The organism is Mycolicibacillus trivialis (assembly GCF_002102395.1).
In the GTDB taxonomy this organism is placed as follows: Bacteria; Actinomycetota; Actinomycetes; order Mycobacteriales; family Mycobacteriaceae; genus Mycobacterium; species Mycobacterium triviale.
Window position 1 is genome coordinate 107238 of the sequence record NZ_LQPZ01000040.1, and the last position, 23209, is coordinate 130446.

Here is a 23209-nt window from a genome sequence, read left to right on the forward strand (position 1 = left end):
CCGGTGCGGTCACCGAATCGAGCGATCAAGACCACACCCGCTCGACTTCGACAGCGGTGTCGGTGTTGTTGTCCTGACCGGCCCGGGCCAGCTCGTAGTCGGCGGGATCGGGAGCCGCGGCAAGTCGCCGCTGGTAGACGTGCGGGGTCCACGGCCACAGTTCCGGGTTGCCGTCGGCGCCGAGATACCAACTGGTGCAACCGGATGCCCAGATGGTGTCCGGCATCGCGGCTCGCATCGCAGCGTTATGTCGCTGAGTCGCCGCCACCGTCGGTGCGACGGTGTCGAATTCACGGTCGGACCAGCGTTGGATCCAGCGCAGGATGTGCCGGCCCTGGGATTCGGCGATCGCGGTGAGCGGATAGTTGCCGACCGGGCTATGCGGACCGATCAACATGAAGAAGTTCGGGAAACCCGGCAGCCCCACTCCCAGGTGGGCCTGCGGGCCATTGGCCCATAGCTGCTCCACGTTCGCCCCGTTCGCGCCGACCAGGGTCATCGGCCGCATGAAGGCGTGGGCGTCGAACCCGGTGGCCAACACGATGGCGTCCAGTTCGTGCAGCATGCCGTCGACGGTGACGATGCCGCGCGGGTCGACGTGGTCGATTCCGGTGTCGACCAAGGTCACGTTCGGTCGCTGCATCGCCCGGTAGAACCCGCCGGAGATGACCAGCCGGCGACACATCGGTTGATAGTCCGGGGTCAACCGGCGACGCAGGTCGCGGTCGCGCACGGTGCGCAGGTTGGCCCGCACCAGGTTGCTCAGCGCGGTCCGTCGCCAGCCCGGTTTGACCAAGGCCCCGGCGAAGAATTCGAAGGCCCGGTCATAGCCGCCGTAGGCCAGCCGGCCCAACCCGGGAAGACGACGGTGCAGCGGCGCCGACCAGGGCCGGTACCCCGGGTTCGGCAACGGCAGTACCCACTGGGCGCTGCGCTGATACAACTCCACTCGGGCAGCCGTCTGGGACAGCGCGACCACGATCTGCGCGCCGGTGGATCCGGTGCCGACGATGCCGACCCGTTTGCCGTCCAGGTCGGCGTCGTGGTCCCAGCGCGCCGAATGCATGACCGGTCCGGTGAAATCGGCGAGCCCGGGGATGTCGGGCACCCGTGGCTGCCGCAACACACCGGTGGCCGCGACGAGGAAATCGTGGGTGATCGTCTCCCCCGCATCGGTGGTGAGGCGCCAGCGCCGGTCGACGAAGCGGGCCTCGACGATCTCGACACCGAACCGGATCACCCGGTTCAGGTCGTATTCGGCGGCAACCCAGCGGAAGTAGTCGAATATCTCCGCGCCCGGCGAGAACAGTCTGCTCCAGTTCGGGTTGGTGGCGAAGGTGAACTGGTAGAGCCGTGACGGCACATCGCAGGCCAGCCCGGGATAGGTGTTGTCGCGCCAGGTGCCGCCGATCTCGGTGGCCTTCTCATAGACGGTGATGTCGGTGATGCCGGCCTGCCGCAGCAGAATCGCCTGGCACAGCCCCGACATGCCGGCGCCGACGATGCCCACCGAAGGCTGCCGTCGATTCATCGCAACTCCTTTTTCCGGTCGGCGGCACCGACGGTGCGCCGGATGCTCGGCCAGACCGCCAGCAGCCGGTCGGCGGCGCTCAGCGGGGTGCGCAGGTCCAACAACAACGCCACCCAGCCGGGTGCATAGAGCCGCCGCGATCGGCGGGCCACACCGGTGACGATCGCGGTCGCCGCCGTCGCGACCGGGATGGGTCGGCCGACGGCGGCAGGCACTGCGGACATCACCGCCCCCAGCCCGGAGTCGGTGAGCAGATCCGCCGCCAAACCGGTGTCGACCAAGCCGAAGTAGGCGATGCCGACCCCGACGCCGGTGCCGCCGAGTTCCACCCGCAACGACCGCACCAACGATTCGACGCCGGTCTTGGCCGCCATGTAGCCGCTGACCGTCGGCCCCGGCAGCACCGCTGCCACCGAAGCCACCGCGAGGAGGTAGCCGCGGCTGGCGCGCAGGTGCGGCAGCGCGGCGTGCGCGGTGTGGAAGACGCCGGTGAGGTTGATGTCGATGACGTTGCGCCACTGCTCGGGGTCGACCGACGCGACGGTGGCGCCGGGCCCGGCGATTCCGGCGTTGGCCACCACCACGTCGATGCCGCCGAAGTGCTCGGCGGCGCTCGCACACCCGGCGATCATCGACGCCACGGAGGTGACGTCGGCCTCGAATGTCGCTGCCGCACTGCCGAGCTCACCGGCCAGGTGCGCGGCGGCAGTCTTATCGCGGTCCAGGATGGCGACCCGAGCACCGTAGGCGACCAGGTCCCGGGCCACCTGTGCCCCGATGCCGCGGGCCCCTCCGGTGATCAGCACGGTCTTGCCGGCGATCCGAGCCGCGTGCGTTCGCCTCATGCCGCCCGCCGGGCCCGCATCGGCAACGACGCGGGGCCTTGGAGTGACGGGGTCGTCCCCCACCGCACCGGCCCGACCAGCTCCAGGCCGTCCACTTCATCGAGTAGGTGATCGATGGCCGTGATCACCTCCAGCCGGGCCAGGTGCGCTCCGAGGCAGAAGTGGATCCCGTGACCGAACGCCAGGTGCCCGGCGGTCTTGCGGTGGATGTCGAACCGGTCCGGATCGGGGAACTTCTCCGGGTCGCGGTTGGCCGAGGCGTAGAACAGCACCACTCGCGAACCCCGCGGGATCACCACGTCCCCGATCGGGGCGTCGGCGGTGACGGTGCGGGCCACCCACTGCACCGGCGAGCCCCATCGCGCGGTCTCCTCCACCGCCGCGGGCAGCAGACGGCGGTTCGCGCGGAGTTCGTCGAAGAGCCGCTGATACTGGGCGAGTCGCATCAGCAGCATCCCCAACAGGTTGGTGGTGGTCTCGTTGCCGGCTACCAGGATCAGCACCGCGTAGAAGAACGCCTCGGTGTCACTGATCTCCGCGGTGTCCACCGCGGCGGCCAACTGATCCAGCACGGCGGCCTGCCCCTGCCGGCCGGCTCCCCGTCGTATCTCCCCGGCGATGAAGTCGCGGTAGCCGATGTACGCCGGCAACGCGGAGCGAACCAACCCGAGGACCTCCAGGAAGGATCGGGGGCTGAAGATCTCGGCGAATTCGTCGGAGACCGCCCGGAACTGTCCCCACCGGTCCCGCGGCACTCCGAGCAGATGGGCGATGACGTTGATCGGCAGTGGGATGGTCAGCTCCGACACCAGATCGACCACGTCGCCGCCGCGCAATTTCGCCACCCCGCCGGCGGCCAGGGCGCGGATCTCCTCGGTCACCGAACCGACCGCCTTCTTGCTGAACATCGGCTGGGTGACCTTGCGCAGTCGCTCGTGGTCGGGCGGGTCGGTGACGATCATCGCCGGGCCGGGGGTGGCGCGCAGCATGATCCCCGATGCCGACGAGAACATCGTGTTATCGCGGGCGGCGGCATGCACGTCGGCGTAGCGCCCCAGCATCCACACATCCAACTTCTCGTTGACGACGACCCGCTCACGGCGGATGCGCTCGAAATCCGGGTAGGGGTTGGCGATGCTGGCCGGTTCGGTGGGATCGAACTCGGTTCGGGTCACCGGCTTCGGTGCTCGCCGGGCTCGCGGCCGACGCAGATCGCGATAAGTCCCGGTCACCAGTGAACCGCCCAGTTCGGTTACCACTCGTCGGGCGACCGCGGCCACCGTCCGCGGGGTGGGTCGCAACATGTCAGTGCTCATAGCGCTGACGTTAGGGCTTTGATCGCGGTAGCGGAATGCTCGATACAGACAAGGATTTGATATTTTCAGACAGCGGTTTCCCCGTCGTTTACCCCTCGCGCGCTCCCCTCGGTTCCGGTGGCGCGATGGTGGTAGGCGTCACGGGTCGCCCGGTCCACGGCGAGATAGGCGTGATCGGTCCTCGTGACCCGAAACGCCCACCGGCGCAACTTCTCCGGCAGGATCTTCGCCGTCGCCAGGGTACCGCTGAGCCGACGCGGTACGTAGGTCATCGCCCGCTGGTTCCGTGCTGCCGCCACGACGGCTGCGGCGATGTCCTCGGGCTCCACCGAGCCGAACCGCTCGATCACCCCGGGAAGGTCGATCCCCGCCGAGAGTTCGGTGTGCACGATCCCGGGCAGGATCGCACTCACCGCGATCTTCTGCTCCTGCAGTTCCTCCCGTAGCGCCAGCGTCAGCCCGACCACACCGAATTTGGTGGCGCAATAGGTTGCCACGCCGGGAAAACCGGCCACTCCCGCCATCGACGCGATATTGATGATGGTGCCCGACCCGTTCCGGGCGAACCGCCGCGCAGCCAGTTTGCAGCCGGTGATCACCCCACGCAGGTTGATGTCGATCATCGCGTCCTCGGTGGCCTGCGTTTCGTCGACGAACTCACCGGTGAGCATCACCCCGGCGTTGTTGACCAGGATGTCCAACGGACCGAGCGTGTCTTCGGTGGCGTCGAGGAAATCGGTGAACGACTGCGGCGAGGTGACATCCAGCGACGCCGCCAGCACGCCGGGCAGTTCGGCGGCCGCTCGCCGGGCCAGGTCGGCGTCCAGGTCACCAATCGCCACTTTGGCGCCGGCCGCGACAAACGCCTTCGCGGTGGCCAGACCGATTCCGCGGGCCCCGCCGGTGATGGCGACCACCCGTCCGGTCACTGCTGTTGAGGTCATCGTGCTCCTGTCACTGTGGATTGGTGCACTGCGTGGCCGCCGCAGCGCAGCTAGTCGGGCAGTGGTTCGGTGAGCTGTCGTTTCAACAGTTTTCCGGTGGCGTTGCGCGGCAGTTCTTCGACGAACACCACATCGCGGGGCACCTTGTGTCGGGCGAGATTGCTCCGCACAAAATCCTTGATGTCGTCGGCGCTGAGCGTCGCATCGGCGCGGGTGACGACGAACGCACACAGCCGCTGACCGAAGTCGAGGTCATCGACGCCGATCACGGCTGCTTCGACCACATCGGGGTGGTCGTCGAGCAGATTCTCCACCTCGAGCGGGAAGACGTTCTCCCCGCCGGAGACGATCATCTCGTCGTCGCGTCCGTCGACGAACCAGAGTCCGTCCTCGTTGAAATGCCCGGTGTCCCCGGTCGAGAGCAGACCGTCGACGATTTCCTTGTGGCTGCCGTCGGTGTAGCCGCCGAACGACAGGCCGCTGGAGACGAACAAAGTGCCCGACCGGTGCGGTTCGGTGACGCGGCGGCGCTCTGCATCGTAGACGGCCAGCCGGCAGCCGACCGGCGGCCGGCCGACCGTGCCCGGGGCTGCCCGCAGGTCGGCGGGGGTGGCGACCGCGGCGGCGGCCACTTCGGTGGAGCCGTACAGGTTGTAGAGCACGTCGCCGAAAGCCGCGGCGGTGCGGCGGCACAGCTCCGGGGAGAGCGCCGATCCGGCAGCGAATACCACGGTCAGACTGGAGGTGTCGTAGCGATTCAGGACGTCGTCGCCCAGGTCCAGCATTCGCTGCAGCATGGTCGGTACCACGATCAGGGTCTGCGCCCGGTAGCGGTCGATGGCCGCCAGCGTGGCCTCCGGATCGAATCGACGCGTCAGCACCACGCGGTTGCCCAGTGACAGGCCCAACGCACAGGTCGCCAGGCCGGTGGCGTGGAACAGTGGAGCGGCCACGCAGTAGGTGCCGCCGGCCGGCCACGGGATCCGGTCCAGCAGTTGGGCGGTCTGCAGCGGGTTGATCTTCTCCCGCGGCGCGCCCTTGGGCGTTCCGGTGGTGCCGCTGGTCAACAGCACCATGCCGCCTGGCCGCGACGGCGCCGGCACCGGGTCACCGGGGCGGCTCCGGCCCATCTGTCCAACCTGCAACCGAGGCGTGCTGGGTGGCAGCCCGGTAAACAGATCGGCGAACTCCGCATCGGCCAGCACCGCGCCGACCCGTTCCCGGCCGCACACCTCGACCAACTGCGGGCCGGCGAAGCCGGTGTTCATCAGCACTGCGCGGGCGCCGATCCGGTTCGCCGCCGAGAGCCCCAGCAGTAGATCGCGGTGGTTTCGGTGCAGCATCGCGATCGTCGATCCGGCTCCCAACCCCTCGGCGACCAACCCCCGGGACAGCGCGTTGCTGGCCTCCTCGAGTTCGGTGAAGCCGACCTCGCCGTCGTCGTCGACGACGGCCGGCGCGGTGCCGTAGCGACCGGCGGCGTAGTGCACCATCCCGCCGAGCGCACCGTAGCGGCCGACCGACCGCGCCGCCCGGACCGCGCGGTCCGGCCGCAACGGCTCGATCATGCCGCGCCGCACCAACACTCGCACCGCGGCCACCTTGTCGCCGAGCATTTATCCCTGTCTCCTTCGTTCCGGCCGCCACGATCCGATCGATTGTGCCGACCGCCGTGGTGGGTCCGCCCGGTTGTGGGCGTGCCCCGGGAACCCCGGGTCCGCAGCCTCACCGGGGCCGTAGAGCAGCCCCGTCACCGGCGACACTCAAAGTCCGGGTGAACACACCGGCATGACAGGCTTCACCCTCGGTGATCATCGCTGCTGCCTCCCGCGGTCAGGCCAGCAGTCCCTTGGCGATGTGGGTGATCTGCACCTCGTTGCTGCCCGCGTAGATCATCAGTGATTTGGCGTCGCGGGCCAGTTGTTCCACCCGGTATTCGGCCATGTACCCGTTGCCGCCGAACAGTTGGACCGCTTCCATGGCGACCTCGGTGGCCGCCTCCGAGGAGTACAGCTTCATCGCCGAGGCTTCGGCCAGCGACGGTGTCTTGCCGGCCTTGGCCTTCTCCAGCGTCTGGAAGACCATGTTCTGCACGTTGATCCGGGCGACTTCCATCTTGGCCAGCTTGTACTGGATCAGCTGGAACTGGCCGATGTTCTGGCCCCACAGGGTGCGGGTTTTCGCGTAATCCACGCACAGCCGGTGGCATTCGTCGATGATGCCCAGCGACATCAACGCCACCCCTGCCCGTTCGGCAACGAAATTCGCCCGAGCGCTCTCCCGGCCGTCACCACCGGTGTGCTGTTCGGTCTCCCCGAGCAGACGATCGGGCGTCAACCGGACGTTGTCGAAGAACAGCTCCCCGGTCGGCGAGGACATCATGCCCATCTTCTTGAACGCCTTGCCCTGAGTGAGCCCGGGCATCCCGGACTCCAGGACGAAGGTGAGCACCGGCCGGTGGCGTTTGTCCACGGCGGGGTCGCGTTCGTCGAGTTTGGCGTAGACGATCAGCACGTCGGCGTCGGGGCCGTTGGTGATGAACGTCTTCTGACCGTTGAGGATGTAGTCCTCACCGTCGCGGCGGACATAGGTTTTCATGCCGCCGAAGGCGTCCGAGCCGGCGTCGGGTTCGGTGATGGCCCAGCAGGCGATCTTGTCCAATGTCATCAGGTCGGGCAGCCAACGCTCCTTCTGTGCCAGCGTGCCCCGGCTCATGATCGTGGCGGCGCCCAGCCCGAGGCTGACACCGACGGTGGACAGCAACCCGATGCTGACGCCGGACAGTTCGGCGACCAGGACCGCCGCCATCGACAGTTGCCCGGCCATGTCGCCCATGCCGCCGGACTCGGACGGCTCCTTGTCCTCGGCTATCGTGCCGTCGGCCTTGGCGCGTTGCTTCTCCAGCATGTTCTTCACGGCCTCGCCGGCCATCACGTCCAGCCCGAACTCGCTGAACAGTTTGCGGACGATCGGGTACGGCGACAGCTCACCGCTTTCCAGCGCGTCCTGGTGTGGACGGATCTCCTTGTCGATGAACGCACGCATGGTGTCGCGCATGATGATGTCGGTTTCGGACCACTCGAACATTCGTTGTTCTCCCGTTGTCGTTCCCGCCGGCGCTACTGGGGCAGCCGCGCGGCGATGTCGTCGATCTCCCAGAGCCCGTCGGTTTCGATGGTCTCGGTGTCGTGCCAGCCGGCCAGCCGCGAGATCGCCCCGCCCTGCACCGCGAACACCCCGCCGGTGATCGGGCATTTCTCCGTGGCCAGATACGCCACCAGCGGCGAGATGTTGGCCGGGTTGAACAGGTCCAGCTCCCCCTCGTCTGGTTCGGCCATCAGCGCGCCCATACCCGGAGTGGCCAGGGTCAGGCGCGTCCGCGCGATCGGGGCGATCGCGTTGGCCCGCACCCCGTAGCGTTCCAGTTCCTCGGCGGCCACCAGGGTCAGCGCCGCGATACCCGCCTTGGCTGCCCCGTAGTTGGCCTGGCCGGCATTCGGCAGGGTGACACCCGAGGCCGAGGCGGTGTTGATGATCGCCGCGCTGGGCTGATCCCCCGCCTTCGACTGGTTCTTCCAGTATTCGGCGGCGTGGCGCATCGCGGCGAAGTGCCCCTTGAGGTGCACGTCGAGCACAGCATCCCACTGGGATTCCTCCATCCCGGCGATGAACGCGTCACGCAGGATCCCGGCGTTGTTGACCAGCACGTCGAGCCGGCCGAACTCGTCGACTGCCTGGGTGATGAGGTTCTTCGCGGCCACCCAATCGGCGACGCTGTCGGTGTTGGCCACCGCGCGACCGCCGGCAGCGGTGATCTCGTCGACCACCTGCTGGGCTGCACTGGCGTCCGCGCCTTCCCCGGCGTTGTCCCCGCCGAGGTCGTTGACGACGACCGCCGCGCCTTCGCGGGCGAACAGCAAAGCGTGTTCGCGTCCGATTCCGCGGCCCGCTCCGGTGATGATCGCGACCCGCCCTTCCAAAGCTCCCATGCCTGTCTCCCTTTGTCTGTTCCTGAGATGTCTAGTCGGCGAGGACGGCCAGGCCGTCGGTGATGGCGAATTCGTCGGTGCCCACCCGGGCGGTCTCGAACGCGTAGCTGGTGACGCCGCCGCCCGATCCGGTCTTCCAGATCCGGGTCTCCAGGTCGTCGCCGGGCAGCACCATCTTGGAGAATCGCACCGCGAGTCGCTTGAGCCGGTTGACGTCCGAGTCACCGAATTCGGTGAGCACCGCCCATGAGGTGAACGCCATGGTGCACAGTCCGTGCGCGATGATGCCGGGCAGTCCGGCGTCGCGCGCCACCTCCTCGTCGAGGTGGATCGGCATCGGGTCACCGGCGGCCGGACCGTATCGGTAGGTCTGGTCGTCGTCGACGTGCTGGACGACCTTGGCTGCCGGCCCCTGTTCGCGCAGTGCCGCGTCGAACTTGTGCTCGGGCACCTGCTCGCCGACCGCAGGTCCGGCGTTGACACCGCGGAAGAACCCGATCAGGTACTGCTCGTTGACCAGTTCGCCGATGGCGTCCCGGGTTTCGAGGTGAATCGAGACCCGGGCACCGGAATCCACCGAGTCGTAGCCGATCACGCGACCCCGCGAGCTGAGTTGGTCGCCAGGACGGATCGGTCGGTGGAAGTGGAAGTCCTGCTCGCCGTGCACGATCCGTCCGAAGATCTCGATCGGAACGACGTCGAGCACTGGTGTCATGAGCGCGTCGAATGCCGGCACGATCGCGAATACCGGCGGGGCGATGTCCCCGGACCGGTGGGCGGCGATCGGGTCGTTGCTCGCCGCCGCGTATTCGGCGATCCGCTCCCGGGAGACCTCGAAAGTCTCCGGGTCGGCCCAGACGTTCAGGCCCGAATTATCGAATTCGGTGATCTCGTCGGTCATCTCAGACCGCCGCGGAAGCCAGGGCGTCGAGTTTCTCCAGCGACTTGTCCAGCTGTTTGGCCCCGTCCTTCTCCACCGCCTTGGCCAAAGCACCCTTGACAAGTGCGCCCTCGAAGTCCCCGGCGACGGTGAATTCCGATCCGCCGTCGTCTGCCGGCTTCACGGTGAACTCGAAAAGTGCTTTCACCCCGGCCATCCCCGTGCCGGCCAACGCCAGCGAGGTGGGCGGGTCCATCTTCTCGACGGTCCATTCGATCTTGTTGGCCATGCCGAGCATGACGATCTTCGCGGTGAGCGGGGTGCCGGCGGTCAGGGTCGCGGGAACGTCGGCCAGCCATTTCTCGTGCACCGTGAACCACTGGTCCCAGGTGGACAGGTCGGAGATGATTCCCCAGAGCGCGTCCGGGCTGGCGGAGAGTTTTTTGGTGGCTTCGATGTGTCCCATGGTGGTACTCCTTGCGGTGGTGGGGTGATATCTCGGTTGTCGGGGTCAGCGCTCGGCGCGCTGGTAGGCGGTGATCACGGCGGCACCCCCCAGGCCGATGTTGTGCTGCAGTGCGGCAGTGACGGCTTTGACCTGGCGCTTGTCGGCGGTTCCGCGCAGTTGCCAGGTCAGCTCGGCACATTGGGCCAGGCCGGTCGCTCCCAGCGGGTGTCCCTTGGAGATCAGCCCGCCGGAGGGGTTGACCACCCAGCGCCCGCCGTAGGTGGTGTCGTTGTTGTCGATGAGCTTCGGGGCGTCACCCTCGGCGCACAGCCCCAGCGCCTCGTACAGCAGCAGTTCGTTGGCCGAGAAGCAGTCGTGCAACTCGATGACCTGGAAGTCCTGCGGCCCGAGACCGGACTGGTCGTAGACCTGCCGGGCGGCTTGGACGTTCATGTCGTAGCCGATCAGGTTCTTGGCGGTGCCGTTGAAAGTCGACTCGAAGTCGGTGGTCATCGACTGTCCGACGATCTCGACCGCACGGCCGGCAAGGCCGTGTCGCTCGACGAAAGCCTCGGAGGCCAAGATCGCCGCTCCGGATCCGTCGGAGGTCGGCGAGCACTGCAGCTTGGTCAGCGGGTCGTAGATCATGCGCGACGCCAGGATGTCCTCGAGGGTGTAGGCGTCCTGGAACTGCGCGTACGGATTGTTCACCGAATGCTTGTGGTTCTTGTAGCCGATCTTGGCGAAGTGTTCGGCCGTGGAACCGTGTTCCTTCATGTGCTCACGTCCGGCCGCCCCGAACATCCACGGCGCCGGCGGAAACAGAACCTCGGAGATCTCGGCCAGCGCCAGGATGTGCTTCTCCATCGGCTGGGCCCGGTCGTCGTAGGATGCCTCCAGCGAGCCCGGTTTCATCTTCTCGAAGCCGAGCGCCATGGTGCAGTCGGCCAGGCCGCCGCGGATCGCCTGGGCGGCCAGGTACAGCGCGGTCGAGCCGGTCGAACAGTTGTTGTTGACGTTGATGACCGGGATCCCGGTCATCCCCAGTTCGTAGAGGGCGCGCTGACCCGACGTCGACTCCCCGTAGACATAGCCGACGTAGCCCTGCTCGACCGCGGTGTAGTCGATGCCCGCGTCGGCCAGGGCGTTGGTGCCGGACTCTCGGGCCATGTCGGGGTAGTCCCAAGCCGAGCCGTCCTCGTTGAGTCGGCGGCCCGGCTTCTCGAACTTCGTCATGCCGACACCGATCACGAAAACCCTGTTTGTCATGCGATTCCTTCCGGTAGCCGAACCCGCCCAGCCGAGCGGTTCGCACGCTGCGGACATAAACATACACACTGGAATGTATTCATGTAAACGGTGGGTGGCGGCGGGGTCGCGCACCGGCGTTCGCCGTCCGTTCCGCCCGGCGCGTCGCAGTGCCGCCGTGACCAGTGCGTTCGCGGTTTTCGCGGGGGCGCTGCGACATTGCCATTGACAACTGGCATCAGTTTCGATTGCCTGGGTGGCACCGCCAGCACGCCGTCGCAGATGCCTACCGGCGCGCATGCCGCAACGAAAGCGAGGATCCATGCCCGCTCCGCGAGTCGACACCGAGCCGCGGCCCGACTCCCCCACCCGGCACGACGCGCCCGACCACGAGATCGTGGTGATCGGCGCCGGTTTCGCGGGCATCGGCGCCGCGATCAAACTGGCCCGGGCCGGCTTCGACGACTTCGCCATCCTCGAGGCCGGCGACGACGTCGGCGGAACCTGGCACTGGAACACCTACCCGGGCATCGCGGTCGACATCCCCTCGTTCTGTTACCAGTACTCCTTCGAGAAACGTGCCGACTGGTCGCGCACCTACGCGCCGGGCAACGAGTTGAAGGCCTACGCCCTGCACTGTGTGGACAAGTACGGTCTGGCCCCGCGGTTGCGGTTCAACACCACCGTCACCGCCGCGGAGTTCGACGCCGACCGCAACGTCTGGCGACTGTCGACCGCCGCCGGCGGGCAGTTGACGGCACGGTTCGTCATCAACGCGTGCGGAATCCTGACCCAGCCGGTGATCCCGGACATCCCCGGCGCGACCGAATTCGGCGGGGTCACCATGCACACCGCCCGGTGGGACCACGATCAGTCGTTGCGAGGCAAGCGGGTCGGCATCATCGGCACCGGTGCCTCCGCGGTACAGGTCGTCCCGGAGATCGCCGCCGACGTCGAGCACCTCACCGTCTTCCAGCGCACCCCGATCTGGTGTCTGCCGAAACCCGATGTGCCGCTGCCGCGTCCGGCGCAGTGGCTGCTCGACCGGTTGCCCGCCGCGCAGTGGGGATCATGGCTGGCCGCCCAACTGTTCGTGGAGTTCACCTTCCCCATCCCGGCGCACTACCAGCGGGTGATCCCCCGGTTCCTGCCGATCAGCCACGCGCTGGCCAAACGCTATCTGCGCAGCCAGGTACGCGATCCGCAGGTGCGCGACAAACTCACCCCGCGCTACGGACTGGGCTGCAAACGGCCCAGCTTCCACAACTCGTATCTGTCCACCTTCAACCGGCCCAACGTCTTCCTGGAGACCACCCCGATCAGCGCGATCAACACCGCAGGAGTCCGGGTCGACGACGGCACCCAGCACGACCTCGACGTGTTGATCTTCGCCACCGGGTTCAAGGTGATGGACCCCGACAACATGCCCACCTACGCGCTGCGCGGCCTCGACGGCGTCGACCTCGGCGCGTTCTGGGACGAGCACCGGTTGCAGGCCTACCAGGGGGTGAGCGTCCCCGGCTACCCCAACCACTTCTCGGTCATCGGGCCCTACGGCTACAACGGATCGTCGTATTTCAACCTGATCGAGGCCCAGACCGACCACATCCTGCGCTGCCTGCGCCGCGCCCGCGATGGCGGTAATCACTACGTCGAGGTGTCCCGGCAGGCCCACGACCGGTTCTTCGCCGAGATGATGCGCCGCCGTAGCAGCCAGATCTTCTGGCAGGACACCTGCGCCGCGGCCAACAGCTACTACTTCGACAAGCACGGCGACGTGCCGCTGCGACCCGCGACGTCACTGGAGGTGGCCTGGCGCAGCCGCACCTTCCGGCTCGACGACTACGTTTTCCGGGCCGGCTGAGCGTCGCCGGCCGGCCGGTCGGCGGCCAGCGGCGGGATGGTGCCGGCCATCAGCGCGGTCAGGTCGACGCAGGCCCGCTCCCAGCGCCGGCGGGCACGGTCGGTGTCGCCGTCGACGAACCCGCTGACCAGGATGCCGCGCAGCACGTCCATCGCGGTGTAGACGAGGTTGCGGACCTCCTTCTGCGCCGGGTGTTCGGGCAGCAGCTGCGCGATCGCCGCGATCAGCGTGCTGTTGACGATCGGCTCCATCCGGGCGATGTGCTCGGCCAGCACCCGGTCGGTACGGGCGGCCACCCACAGTTCCACGGTCGCGACGAACAGCGGACCCTGATGGGATTCCCACAGGAACTCCAGCACGGTAGCGACGGGGTCCGGGCTGGAGCGCACCCGCCCGACGTCGCGCACCGCGCTTTGCACCCGCTGCTGCGCCAGGTGCTCGACCGCCGCGACCACGAGGTCCTCCTTGGACCGGAAGTGATGGATCTGGGCGCCGCGGGTGACCCCGGCGATCTCGGCGATCCGCGGCGTGGTGGCCCCCGCGTAACCGTGGGAGACCAGGCATTCGATCGTGGCGTCGAGCAGCCGGGTGCGCATCGCCGCGCTGCGCTCGGCCTGCGTGCGCCGCACCGGTTGTTCCTCGACGCCGGTCGCCATCGTCGGTCCTTCCGCGCGGGGCTGGTCGCCCCACCCTAACGCATCGACGGTTAGATACAGCGATGAACGTATCTAATCTTCGGCGCGGCTGTCGTGGGCGCCTACAGGGTGGCCGGGCGGATCACCACCACCGAGCGGGTACGCCCCCCGGCGTCCTCGAGCAGCGCGATCACCCGGCCGTCTGCGGCCGTGGCGGCGTAAACGCCGTCGACCCCGTCGACGCCCCAGGCGGCCAGGGCCCGGCCGTGCCCGGCCGATTCGGCCTCGGCGGCGGTGAGGTCGCGGCGCGGGAACGCCTGCAGGCAGGCCGCATCCAGGGTGTAGCTCAGCGACGGCTGCTCGGCGAGTTGCTCGAGTGTGCGGGCCTCGGCCAGCCCGAACCGCCCGGAGCGGGTGCGACGCAGCGCGGTGAGGTGTCCACCGACACCGAGCCGCTCCCCCAGGTCACGCGCCAGCGCCCGCACATAGGTGCCTGCCGAGCACTCCACCGCCACATCCAGGTCGATCGTGTCGGCGTCGCGGCGCAGCGCCAGGGGCTCGAAGCGTGCGATGCGCACCGGGCGGGCGGCCAGCCGGACCTCGTGGCCCTCCCGGGCGAGTCGGTAGGCGCGCTTGCCGTCGACCTTGATGGCGCTGACCGCCGAGGGCACCTGCGCGATGTCGCCGCGCAGCGACGCCATCGCCGCCTCGATCGCGGTCTCGTCGAGCCGGCCGGCCGGCGTGGCGGCAAGGAGCTCCCCTTCAGCATCCTCAGTGCTGGTGGTCTGGCCGAGTCGGATCGTCGCGGTGTAGGCCTTGGCGTCGGCGGTGAGCAGCCCGAGGATCTTGGTAGCCCGCTCCACACCGATGACCAGCACCCCGGTGGCCATCGGGTCGAGGGTTCCGGCGTGCCCGACCTTGCGGGTGGCGAAGAACCGCCGGCAGCGGGCCACCACGTCGTGGCTGGTGATGCCGGCCGGCTTGTCGACGATGACCAGCCCCGGCCCGACCGCGCTCACAGCGTAATCGCCGTCAGGACCAGCCCCCGCGCCACCGACCAGCGTCCGCGCAGGACGGTCAGGGGTGGTCCGCTCAGCGCGGCCGGGTCGATCAAGATGGTGGAGGTGAAACTGCCGGTACTGCCGGTGTCGTCGGGCTCGAAAACGATGTGGGCGTCTTCAAACCCCAGCCAGCGCTGCGTCAGCGGGAACCACGTCTTGTAGGTCGCCTCCTTGGCGCAGAACAGGATCCGGTCCCAATGCAGCTCGGCGGGCAACGCCGCGATCTCATCACGCTCGGCGGGCAGGCTGATCGCGTCGAGCACGCCGCCGGGCAACACGTCGTGCGGTTCGGCGTCGATGCCCACCGAGCGCACCGCGCCGTCGCGGGCGACGACGGCACCTCGGTAGCCGGCGGTGTGGGTCAGGCTGCCGACCACACCGTCGGGCCAGCGCGGTTGTCCCTTGTCGCCCTTGAGGATCGGGACCGGCGCCACACCCAGTTCCGCCAGCGCCGTACGCGCGCATGCCCGCACCGTGATGAACTCGTTGCGCCGCTTGGGCACCGACCGTGCGATCAGCGGCTCCTCCTCGGGGAGCGCACGCAGTTCGGGCGGATCGTCGTAGCGTTCCGCGGCGGCCAGCCCGACCACGCTCGGCAGGACGCTGGAGAGCAGCGGGGTCATCGGCCCCGCCTGCCGCGGGCCCGCTCGGCGAAACGTTCGGAGGCGGCCCGCATCTCGGGGGTGATCACGAAATGCCCGCCGAACTCGTTGAGGTAGCCGGGCGCGTACTGCGGGTCCGGCAGGATCTGACGCAGCCAACGATAAGGCTTGCGCCGGCGCCACTCCCGCGGGTAGCCGACCGACACCTCCTCGAATCGCACCTCGTCGTACCAGGTGGTGCGCGGGATGTGCAGGTGGCCGTAGACGCTGCAGACCGCGTTGTACCGGGTGTGCCAATCGGCGGTGGCCGTCGTGCCGCACCACAGCGAGAACTCCGGGTAGAACAGCACCTCGCACGGATCGCGCACCAGCGGGAAATGGTTGACCAGCACCGTCGGGGTCATCCAGTCCAGTTCCTCCAGCCGGGCCTGGGTGGCGGTCACCCGCTCGCGGCACCAGGCGTCGCGGGTGGCGTAGGGCTCACACGACAGCAGGAACTCGTCGGTGGCGACCACGCCCGCCTCCCGGGCGATCGCCAATCCCTCGGCTTTGCTGGACGCTCCGGCGGGCAGGAAGGTGTAGTCGTAGAGCAGGAACATCGGCACGATGGTGGCCGGGCCGCCCTGCTCGGTCCAGACCGGGAACGGGTGTTCGGGGGTGACGATGCCCAGCTCGTCGCACATCTCGACCAGGTAGTCGTAACGGGCCCGGCCGAAGACCTGGGTCGGGTCCTTTCCGGTGGTCCACAGTTCGTGGTTGCCGGGCACCCAGATGACCTTGGCGAACCGTCGGCGCAGCAGATCCAGCGACCAGCGGATGTCGTCGGTGCGTTCGGCGACGTCGCCGGCCACGATCAGCCAGTCCTCCGGGGAGGACGGATACAGCGATTCGGTGACCGGCTTGTTGCCGACGTGCCCGGTGTGCAGATCCGATACCGCCCACAGGGTGGGGCGCACCTCGCCCGTCCTCTGCGCTGCCACAGTGCCCCAGCGTAACCATGCGACGCGCGCCGCGGCCGGCGGCGACCGGATCCGGGCTTTGCCGGTGGTCTCGGGTGGCCGACTTGTACACTCCCGGGCAACGACGAGTCGATGCAAGGGGTGTGATGGTCGCCAAGGTGCGTCTGTTCGCGGCGCTGGCCGCGCTGGTGCTGGCCATGGTGCTGGTCGCGCAGAGCGCGCCGCCGGCCGGCACCGATTCGGCGGCGGTGCAGTTGCGCTCCACCGACGTGCCGATCACCACGACGATCAAGAGCCCGATCGCGAACCTGACCGACCCCAAGCCGTTCGAGCCGTGCGACGAGATCCCCTTCGACGTGGTGGCCGGCCTCGGGTTGGCCTACACCCCGCCGGAGCCGGAGACCCCGATGCGGTGCCACTACGACGCGGGCAACTACCAGCTGGCGGTCGAGGCGATCGTGTGGCGCACCTACGCCGAGACCCTGCCGGCAGACGCCCTGGAGACCACGATCAACGGCCACCGCGCCGCCGAGTACTGGGTGATGAAGCCCACCGACTGGAACAACCGGTGGTGGGTCACCTGCATGGTGACGTTCAAGACCAGCTACGGGGTGATCCAGCAGTCGCTGTTCTACTCGCCGGTCTACTCCAACCCGCAGCCGGACTGCCTGGCCACCAACCGCGAACGCGCCGAACAGCTTTCGCCGTTCTACAAGTTCTGATCCCACCGCATCGCGATGGCTGTGCCACACCGGCGGGGTGATCTCGGGCTGGGCCGGGTGCTCGGACTGCGCAAGCCCACGACCCGGTTCACCCGGACCCGGGTGCGGGTGCCGATGCGCGACGGTGTGGAGTTGCTCGCCGACCACTACGCCCCGGTGGGCGCGGCAGCCGGCACCGTGCTGGTGCGCTGCCCCTACGGGCGGGGCCTGCCGAACTCGGTGGTGTTCGCGCGGCTCTACGCCGCCCGCGGCTACCACGTCGTGCTGCAGAGCGTGCGCGGCACCTTCGGTTCCGGCGGGGTGTTCACCCCGATGGTCCACGAGGTGGCCGACGGCGCCGACACGGTCGACTGGCTGCGCCGCCAGCCGTGGTTCACCGGGACGTTCGCCACCATCGGCCTGTCCTATCTGGGCTTCACTCAGTGGGCCCTGCTCACCGACCCACCGCCGGAGCTGACCGCCGCGGTAATCGTCGCGGGCCCGCACGATTTCAGCGCGACCTCGTGGGGCACCGGGGCGTTCGCCCTCAACGACTTCCTGGGATGGAGCGACCTGATGGCCCACCAGGAGGGCGCCGGACGGGCGCGTCTGCTGTGGTCGCGGCGCCGGGTACGCCGCACCGCCGACCGGCTGCCCGCCGGGGCCGCGGCCCGCGCGATGCTCGGCGACCGCGCCCGCTGGTACGAGTCGTGGCTGGCCCACCCCGACCCCGCCGACCCGTTCTGGGAGCCGCTGCGGGTGCCCGCGGCCCTGGACCGGGCCGACATCCCGGTGCTGCTGATCGGTGGCTGGCAGGACCTGTTCGCCGAGCAGACCCTGCACCAGTACCGCAGGCTGCGCGAGCGCGGGGTGCCGGTCGCCTTGACGATGGGGCCGTGGACACACAGCCAGATGCTCACCAGCGGGTTGGGCACGCTGTGCCGGGAGTCGCTGGCCTGGCTGGACACCCACCTTGCCGGCGGGCCGGACACCCGCGCCCAGCCGGTGCGGGTCTGGGTCACCGGGGCGGGCTGGGCCGAGACCGGCGACCTACCGGCCGCGACCGCCCGGCAGGTCCTGCACCTGCATCCGGGCCGGCTGGCCGCCGCGGTGCCGCAGCCCGGGGCGGTGCCGGCGTCGTTCCGCTTCGACCCGGCCGACCCCACCCCGACCGTCGGCGGGCGGCTGCTCTCCCCCGACAGCGGCTACCGCGACGACCGGAGGCTGGCCGAGCGCGCCGACGTGCTGACCTTCACCGGCGAGATGCTCACCGCGGACCTGACCGTGACCGGTCGTCCGGTGGTCGAACTCGACCACGGCTCCGACAACCCGCACGCCGACCTGTTCGTCCGGCTCGGCGAGGTGCACCCGGACGGCAGGTCGCTCAACGTCGCCGACGGCTACCTGCGGCTGACCGGCCGGCCTGGCCCGGTGCGCCTGGAGTTGGACACCGTCGCACACCGGTTCTCGGCGAGCTCACGGATCCGGTTGCTGATCGCGGGCGGCTGTCATCCGCGGTTCGCCCGCAACCTGGGCACCGGGGAGCCGGTGGTCTCCGGCACCGTGCTGCGGCCGGCCACCCACACGGTGGCGTTCGGTGTCTCGCGGCTGCTGCTGCCGGTGGGTGCGCCGGGCCTCGAGCGGCACTGACTACGGTGAGCACATGACCGACGACATCCTGCTCATCGAGACCGCCGACCGGGTGCGCACCCTGACCCTGAACCGGCCGCAGGCGCGCAATGCGCTGTCGGCCGCGTTGCGGGAGCGCTTCTACGCCGCGCTGTCCGAGGCCGACCGCGACGACGACGTCGACGTGATCATCCTGACCGGCGCCGACCCGGTGTTCTGCGCCGGGCTGGACCTCAAGGAGCTCGGTGACTCCACGGAGTTGCCCGACATCTCGCCGCGCTGGCCGGCGATGCGCACCCCGGTGATCGGGGCGATCAACGGGGCCGCGGTCACCGGCGGCCTGGAGCTGGCACTGTACTGCGACATCCTGATCGCCTCGGAGCGGGCCCGGTTCGCCGACACGCACGCCCGGGTGGGGATCCTGCCGACCTGGGGCATGACGGTGCGGCTGCCGCAGAAGGTCGGGGTGGGGCTGGCCCGCCGGATGAGCCTGACCGGTGACTATCTCGACGCGGCCGGGGCGCTGCGGGCCGGGCTGGTCACCGAGGTGGTGGCGCACGACGAGCTGCTGCCGGCCGCCCGCGCCGTCGCCGCCTCGATCGTGGGCAACAACCCCGCCGCGGTGCGCGCCCTGCTGGCCTCCTATCACCGCATCGACGAGGCGGCGACCGCACCCGGGCTGTGGCTGGAGGCCGCCGCGGCGCGGCAGTGGCTGGCCGGCACCAGCGGCGACGACGTCGCCGCCAACCGGGACGCGGTGCTGCGCCGCGGCCGCGAACAGGTGCGCTGAGCGGGCCGGCGTGGTCCAGCCGCCGTACGGCCCGGGGCCGCGCCACCCGCAACGCCCACTGTGGGACCCGGTGCTCACCGCGTCGCTGACCGCGGTATTGCTGCTGGTGATGGCCGCGGCGCTGCTCTATTCGCTGCTGGCCGGGACGGCCACCGCCGCGTGTTCGCAGGCCAATCCGTGCGACTACGGGCTGATCGACACCGGCTATGCGGTGGCGTGGGGCGGTGCCGCGGTCGCGGTGCTGGTCACCCTCATCGGCGTCATCGTCGCCGCGGTGCGCCGCCGGCTCCTGGTGATCTGGCCGGTGGTCGGCTGGGTCGTCTTCCTGGCGAGCTATCTGACCGGCGCGGTCATGGTGATCAGCGGACTGCCCGACTGATCTCCCCCGCCCGCGGCTCAGGCGATCGAGCGGTTCCCCGACGTGGGCACCACGCTGATCTGAGTAGCGTCACTCATGTGCGACGCCTACCCCGGCGCGACGATTGTCGTCATGACCGCACCTCGTGAACGTCGCACCGGCCCAGCCCAATCACCCGCCACCTGGGACATCCTGCTGACATCCGCACTCACCACCGTGTTGGTCGGGGCGAGTTTCCTCTGCTCACTCAGTGCCGCCATGATCGGCGACTCGTGTCTGAACTCCTGCAACGGAGCCGTGCTCGGTGCTGCTCATCTGGTCTACTGGGGCGGTTTCGCCGCGGCCGTCGTGGTCGCGGTGGTCGGCATGGGTCGGGCGGCGGCCGCAGACAACGCCCTGGTCGTCGGGCCGATTCTGGGATGGGCGGTCTTCGCCGGGGCGTGGTTTATCGGTGGTCTCCTGACCGAAGCGGCCGGCACCCGGTAGTCAACGGGCGCTACCGCTCCCCCGCAGTCGCCGAGCGTGAACCCATGCGCACGCTCGAGCTCGAACGTGAACCTGGGTTCACGTTGGGCCGGTGGTGACGGTCGCCCAGCGCCCGGAGATCCCGCGGTAGCCCACCAGCACCAGCCGCAACACCATGAACGCGGTCAGCCCCGACCAGATCCCGGCCAACCCCCAGCCGAAGACCAGGGACAGCCAGATCGCGGGCAGGAACCCGACCAGCGCGGCCAGCACCGTCGCATTGCGCATGAACGTCGCGTCCCCGGCGCCCAGCAGCACCCCGTCGAGTCCGAAAACCGCCCCGGCGAGGGGAAGTTGGGCCACCAGGAACCACCACGGCACCCCGATCGCGGCGCGCACCGCCGCATCGTCGGTGAACACCGCAGGCAACACCGGGGCACCGGCCGCCAGCAGCAGCGCCAGCACCGTCGCCGCGGCCGCCGAGTAGCCGGTCACCCGCCGCGCCACCGACACCGCGTGCCCGCGATCGCCCGCCCCGAGTGCGGCACCGACCAGCGCCTGCGCCGCGATCGCCAGCGAGTCCAGCACCAGCGACAAAAACGTCCACAGCTGCAGCACCACCTGGTGCGCGGCGACCGCCGCCGCCCCGAACCGGGCGGCCACCGCCGCCGCGGAGACGAAGCAGGCCTGAAACGCCAGGCTGCGCACCAGCAGGTCGCGGCCCATCACCAGCTGCCCGCGCAGCACCGCGGGCACCGGGCGCAGCGCGGCGCGCTCGGCGAGGAGCGCGGCGAGGAACAGCACCGCGGCCAGCCACTGCCCCACCAGGTTGGCCACCGCCGACCCGGGCAGCCCCAGCCGCGGCAGCCCGGCCAGGCCGTATACCAGCGCCGGGCACAGCAGCGCCGAGACCGCGAACCCGGCCACCACGAACCGCAGCGGCCGGACCGTCTGCTGCACGCCGCGCATCCAGCCGTTGCCGGCCAGCGAGACCAGGATCGCCGGCACCCCGAAGACCGCGATCCGCAGCCACGACAGCGCGGCCGCGGCGATCGCGGCGTCACCGGCCAGCACCGCCAGCAGTGGCTCGGCGACCAGCTGCACCACGGCCACCACGACGACCCCGATCGCCAGCGCCAGCCAGCTGGCCTGCACGCCCTCGGCGACCGCGGCGCGATACCTGCCTGCGCCGTACAGCCGGGCCGCACGCGCCGTGGTGCCGTAGGACAGGAACGTCGCCTGCGAACCGACCACGGCCAGGCTCAACCCGCCGATCGCCAGCCCGGCCAGCGGCACCGCACCGAGCCGGCCGACGATCGCGGTGTCGAACAGCAGATACAGCGGCTCGGCCGCCAGCACCCCGAGCGCCGGGGCGGCCAGCGCGGCGATCCGCCGCGCGCTGGGAGGGTCCGCCGGGGTCAGTCCAGCGCCGCGCACAGTGCCGCTGTCACCTCGCCGGCCGAACCGATCGCGGTGTAGCCGGCGGCCAGCTTGTGTCCGCCGCCGCCGAACCCGGCCGCCACCACCGAGAGGTCCACCGCGGACTTGGCCCGCATCGACACCGACCAGCGTTGCGGCTCCACCTCTTTGAACACCGCGGCCACCTCGGCCTGCGCGGTGGTGCGCACGATGTCGACGATGCTCTCGATCTCCTCGGCGCGCGCGGCCGCACACTCGCGGTGGTCGACCACGGCGTAGACCAGCCCGCGTCCGCCCGCCGCGTCGGGCTCCAGCACCGCCGAGGCCAGCACCCGCGACAGCATCGGCAGCCACGCGTAGGGGTGGGTGTCCATCAGCACCCGGCTGATCGCGGCGTTGTCCACGCCGGTCTCCAGCAGCCGGGCGGCCAGCCGGTGCGCCCGCGCGCTGGCCCACCGGAACGACCCGGTGTCGGTGGCCAGCCCGGCGTAGAGGCAGTGCGCGACGTCGGCGTCGATCGGTCGGCCCCAGGCGTCGAGCAGGTCGGCGACCAGCATCGTGGTCGAGTCGGCGGCCGCGTCGACGAAGTTCGCCGTGCCGAACAGCTGGTTGGATGCGTGGTGGTCGATGACCAGCACCTCGCGCACCGGGTCGGCCAGGTCACCCAGGTCGCCGAGCCGGTCGACGCTGGGGCTGTCCACCGTCACCGCCAGGTCCACCTCGCGGCGCAGCGCCGCCGGCGCGACCAGCAGGTGCCCGCCGGGCAGGCTGGCCAGCGACTGCGGCAACCGTTCCGGTGCGGCGAAGCTGACCTGCACGTCCTTGCCGTCGCGTTCCAGCACCGTGGCCAGTGCGAGGCCGGCGCCGATCGTGTCGGCGTCGGGGTGGACGTGGCAGACCACGGCGACCCGGGTGGCGGCCGACACCAGTTCGGCGGCGCCGGCCGCGTCGACGTCTCGTCGGGTCGGGGCGTTCACCTGCCGCCGTCGAATCGCTCATCCCCCGACCGCTCGTCCGCTGTGTCCCGGCCGGCCCCGCTATCGTCCCCGGCGTCGTCCGACTCGGCCCCGTCGTCCCTGTCGTCCTCGGCGCCCGGGCGCACCCGGTACGGGTCGGCGTCCCCGGCCGGCCGGGCTCCTTCGCGCACCCGCGCCAAGTCGGCGTCGGCGGCCTTGGCCGCGGCGAGCAGCTCCGCCATCCGGTTGGCGGTGTCGGGCACGGTGTCGCGGGTGAACGCCAACGTCGGGGTGAACCGCACCCCGGTCTCGGCGCCCACCTTGGTGCGCAGCAGTCCCTTGGCGCTCTCCAGCGCCGCCGCCACCCCGGCGTAGTCGGGCACGTCATCGAGGGTGCGCCCCAGCACGGTGTAGTACAAGGTCGCGTCGTGCAGATCGGCGGTGACCTTGGCGTCGGTGATCGTCACCCCGGTCAGCCGCGGATCCTTGATCTCGTGCTCGATCGTCGAGGCGACGATCGTCGCGATCCGCTTGGCCAGTCGACGGGCCCGGGCCGGGTCAGCCATCTG

At 69.7% G+C, this 23209-nt stretch carries 23 protein-coding genes; 6 read left to right on the forward strand and 17 right to left on the reverse strand.

Annotation, left to right across the window (positions count from 1 at the left end):
• Positions 1-25 precede the first annotated feature (25 nt).
• The 10 genes from AWC30_RS14490 to AWC30_RS14535 all read right to left on the reverse strand — a co-directional run bounded on the left by AWC30_RS14490 (position 26) and on the right by AWC30_RS14535 (position 11222).
• Positions 26-1531, reverse strand: coding sequence for a flavin-containing monooxygenase (locus AWC30_RS14490; protein WP_085110929.1), 1506 nt, complete (start codon positions 1529-1531; stop codon positions 26-28).
• Positions 1528-2376, reverse strand: a complete 849-nt coding sequence (locus AWC30_RS14495; RefSeq protein ID WP_085110930.1) for a short-chain dehydrogenase/reductase — start codon at positions 2374-2376, stop codon at positions 1528-1530. Before AWC30_RS14495 ends, AWC30_RS14490 begins: the two co-directional genes overlap by 4 nt.
• On the reverse strand, positions 2373-3692 hold the full coding sequence (locus AWC30_RS14500) for a cytochrome P450 (protein ID WP_234808095.1): 1320 nt from the start codon (positions 3690-3692) through the stop codon (positions 2373-2375). Before AWC30_RS14500 ends, AWC30_RS14495 begins: the two co-directional genes overlap by 4 nt.
• 65 nt (positions 3693-3757) lie before the next feature.
• Entirely contained in the window at positions 3758-4636 is an 879-nt protein-coding gene (locus AWC30_RS14505; protein WP_085110932.1) for an SDR family oxidoreductase, read from the reverse strand.
• Between the two features lie 50 nt (positions 4637-4686).
• Positions 4687-6252, reverse strand: a complete 1566-nt coding sequence (locus tag AWC30_RS14510; protein WP_085110933.1) for an acyl-CoA synthetase — start codon at positions 6250-6252, stop codon at positions 4687-4689.
• A 217-nt stretch (positions 6253-6469) separates the two neighbouring features.
• Positions 6470-7723 carry an acyl-CoA dehydrogenase family protein gene (locus tag AWC30_RS14515; protein WP_085110934.1) on the reverse strand — a complete coding sequence of 418 codons (1254 nt, stop codon included), beginning with the start codon at positions 7721-7723 and terminating at the stop codon, positions 6470-6472.
• Between the two features lie 32 nt (positions 7724-7755).
• Complete coding sequence (locus tag AWC30_RS14520; RefSeq protein WP_085110935.1) at positions 7756-8625, reverse strand: SDR family oxidoreductase; 870 nt, start codon at positions 8623-8625, stop codon at positions 7756-7758.
• 31 nt (positions 8626-8656) lie between these two features.
• Positions 8657-9526 (reverse strand): MaoC/PaaZ C-terminal domain-containing protein, encoded by an 870-nt coding sequence (locus tag AWC30_RS14525; protein WP_085110936.1) that lies wholly within the window; start codon positions 9524-9526, stop codon positions 8657-8659.
• A gap of 1 nt (position 9527) precedes the next feature.
• The gene (locus AWC30_RS14530) at positions 9528-9971 is read right to left on the reverse strand and encodes a type II toxin-antitoxin system Rv0910 family toxin (RefSeq protein WP_085110937.1); all 444 of its coding nucleotides are present in this window, start codon (positions 9969-9971) and stop codon (positions 9528-9530) included.
• Positions 9972-10016: 45 nt separating this feature from the next.
• On the reverse strand, positions 10017-11222 hold the full coding sequence (locus AWC30_RS14535; protein WP_085110938.1) for a lipid-transfer protein: 1206 nt from the start codon (positions 11220-11222) through the stop codon (positions 10017-10019).
• Positions 11223-11523: 301 nt separating this feature from the next.
• Here AWC30_RS14535 and AWC30_RS14540 point away from each other — a divergent pair, with 301 nt between their 5' ends.
• Positions 11524-13065 (forward strand): flavin-containing monooxygenase, encoded by a 1542-nt coding sequence (locus AWC30_RS14540; RefSeq protein ID WP_085110939.1) that lies wholly within the window; start codon positions 11524-11526, stop codon positions 13063-13065.
• Here AWC30_RS14540 and AWC30_RS14545 read toward each other — a convergent pair.
• The 4 genes from AWC30_RS14545 to AWC30_RS14560 all read right to left on the reverse strand — a co-directional run bounded on the left by AWC30_RS14545 (position 13044) and on the right by AWC30_RS14560 (position 16343).
• Complete coding sequence (locus AWC30_RS14545; RefSeq protein WP_085110940.1) at positions 13044-13721, reverse strand: TetR/AcrR family transcriptional regulator; 678 nt, start codon at positions 13719-13721, stop codon at positions 13044-13046. The genes AWC30_RS14540 and AWC30_RS14545 overlap by 22 nt on opposite strands.
• Positions 13722-13822: 101 nt before the next feature.
• A complete protein-coding gene (gene truB / locus AWC30_RS14550; protein WP_085110941.1) occupies positions 13823-14719 on the reverse strand; it encodes a tRNA pseudouridine(55) synthase TruB in 897 nt (298 codons plus the stop codon).
• Entirely contained in the window at positions 14716-15384 is a 669-nt protein-coding gene (pptT, locus tag AWC30_RS14555) for a 4'-phosphopantetheinyl transferase PptT (RefSeq protein WP_085110942.1), read from the reverse strand. Before pptT ends, truB begins: the two co-directional genes overlap by 4 nt.
• On the reverse strand, positions 15381-16343 hold the full coding sequence (locus AWC30_RS14560; protein WP_085110943.1) for an ACP phosphodiesterase PptH: 963 nt from the start codon (positions 16341-16343) through the stop codon (positions 15381-15383). Before AWC30_RS14560 ends, pptT begins: the two co-directional genes overlap by 4 nt.
• Positions 16344-16468: 125 nt before the next feature.
• Between AWC30_RS14560 and AWC30_RS14565 the strand changes: the two genes are divergently transcribed.
• The 5 genes from AWC30_RS14565 (at position 16469) to AWC30_RS14585 (ending at position 20286) form a co-directional block, all read left to right on the forward strand.
• The gene (locus AWC30_RS14565; protein WP_085110944.1) at positions 16469-17044 is read left to right on the forward strand and encodes a DUF3558 domain-containing protein; all 576 of its coding nucleotides are present in this window, start codon (positions 16469-16471) and stop codon (positions 17042-17044) included.
• 15 nt (positions 17045-17059) lie between these two features.
• Positions 17060-18673, forward strand: coding sequence for a CocE/NonD family hydrolase (locus AWC30_RS14570; protein ID WP_085110945.1), 1614 nt, complete (start codon positions 17060-17062; stop codon positions 18671-18673).
• 13 nt (positions 18674-18686) lie between these two features.
• The gene (locus AWC30_RS14575; RefSeq protein ID WP_085110980.1) at positions 18687-19442 is read left to right on the forward strand and encodes an enoyl-CoA hydratase; all 756 of its coding nucleotides are present in this window, start codon (positions 18687-18689) and stop codon (positions 19440-19442) included.
• Positions 19443-19452: 10 nt separating this feature from the next.
• Complete coding sequence (locus tag AWC30_RS14580) at positions 19453-19821, forward strand: hypothetical protein (protein WP_085110946.1); 369 nt, start codon at positions 19453-19455, stop codon at positions 19819-19821.
• Positions 19822-19932: 111 nt separating this feature from the next.
• A complete protein-coding gene (locus tag AWC30_RS14585; protein ID WP_133053702.1) occupies positions 19933-20286 on the forward strand; it encodes a hypothetical protein in 354 nt (117 codons plus the stop codon).
• A gap of 78 nt (positions 20287-20364) precedes the next feature.
• Here the strand turns inward: AWC30_RS14585 and AWC30_RS14590 are convergent, their stop codons facing one another.
• Genes AWC30_RS14590 through rbfA form a run of 3 tightly spaced genes read right to left on the reverse strand, consistent with a single transcriptional unit; the run spans position 20365 to position 23206 of the window.
• Positions 20365-21687, reverse strand: a complete 1323-nt coding sequence (locus AWC30_RS14590) for an MATE family efflux transporter (RefSeq protein WP_085110981.1) — start codon at positions 21685-21687, stop codon at positions 20365-20367.
• Complete coding sequence (locus tag AWC30_RS14595; RefSeq protein ID WP_234808097.1) at positions 21684-22661, reverse strand: DHH family phosphoesterase; 978 nt, start codon at positions 22659-22661, stop codon at positions 21684-21686. Before AWC30_RS14595 ends, AWC30_RS14590 begins: the two co-directional genes overlap by 4 nt.
• Positions 22658-23206, reverse strand: a complete 549-nt coding sequence (gene rbfA / locus AWC30_RS14600; protein WP_085110949.1) for a 30S ribosome-binding factor RbfA — start codon at positions 23204-23206, stop codon at positions 22658-22660. The genes AWC30_RS14595 and rbfA overlap by 4 nt, the downstream gene beginning before the upstream one ends.
• Between the last annotated feature and the right edge of the window lie 3 nt (positions 23207-23209).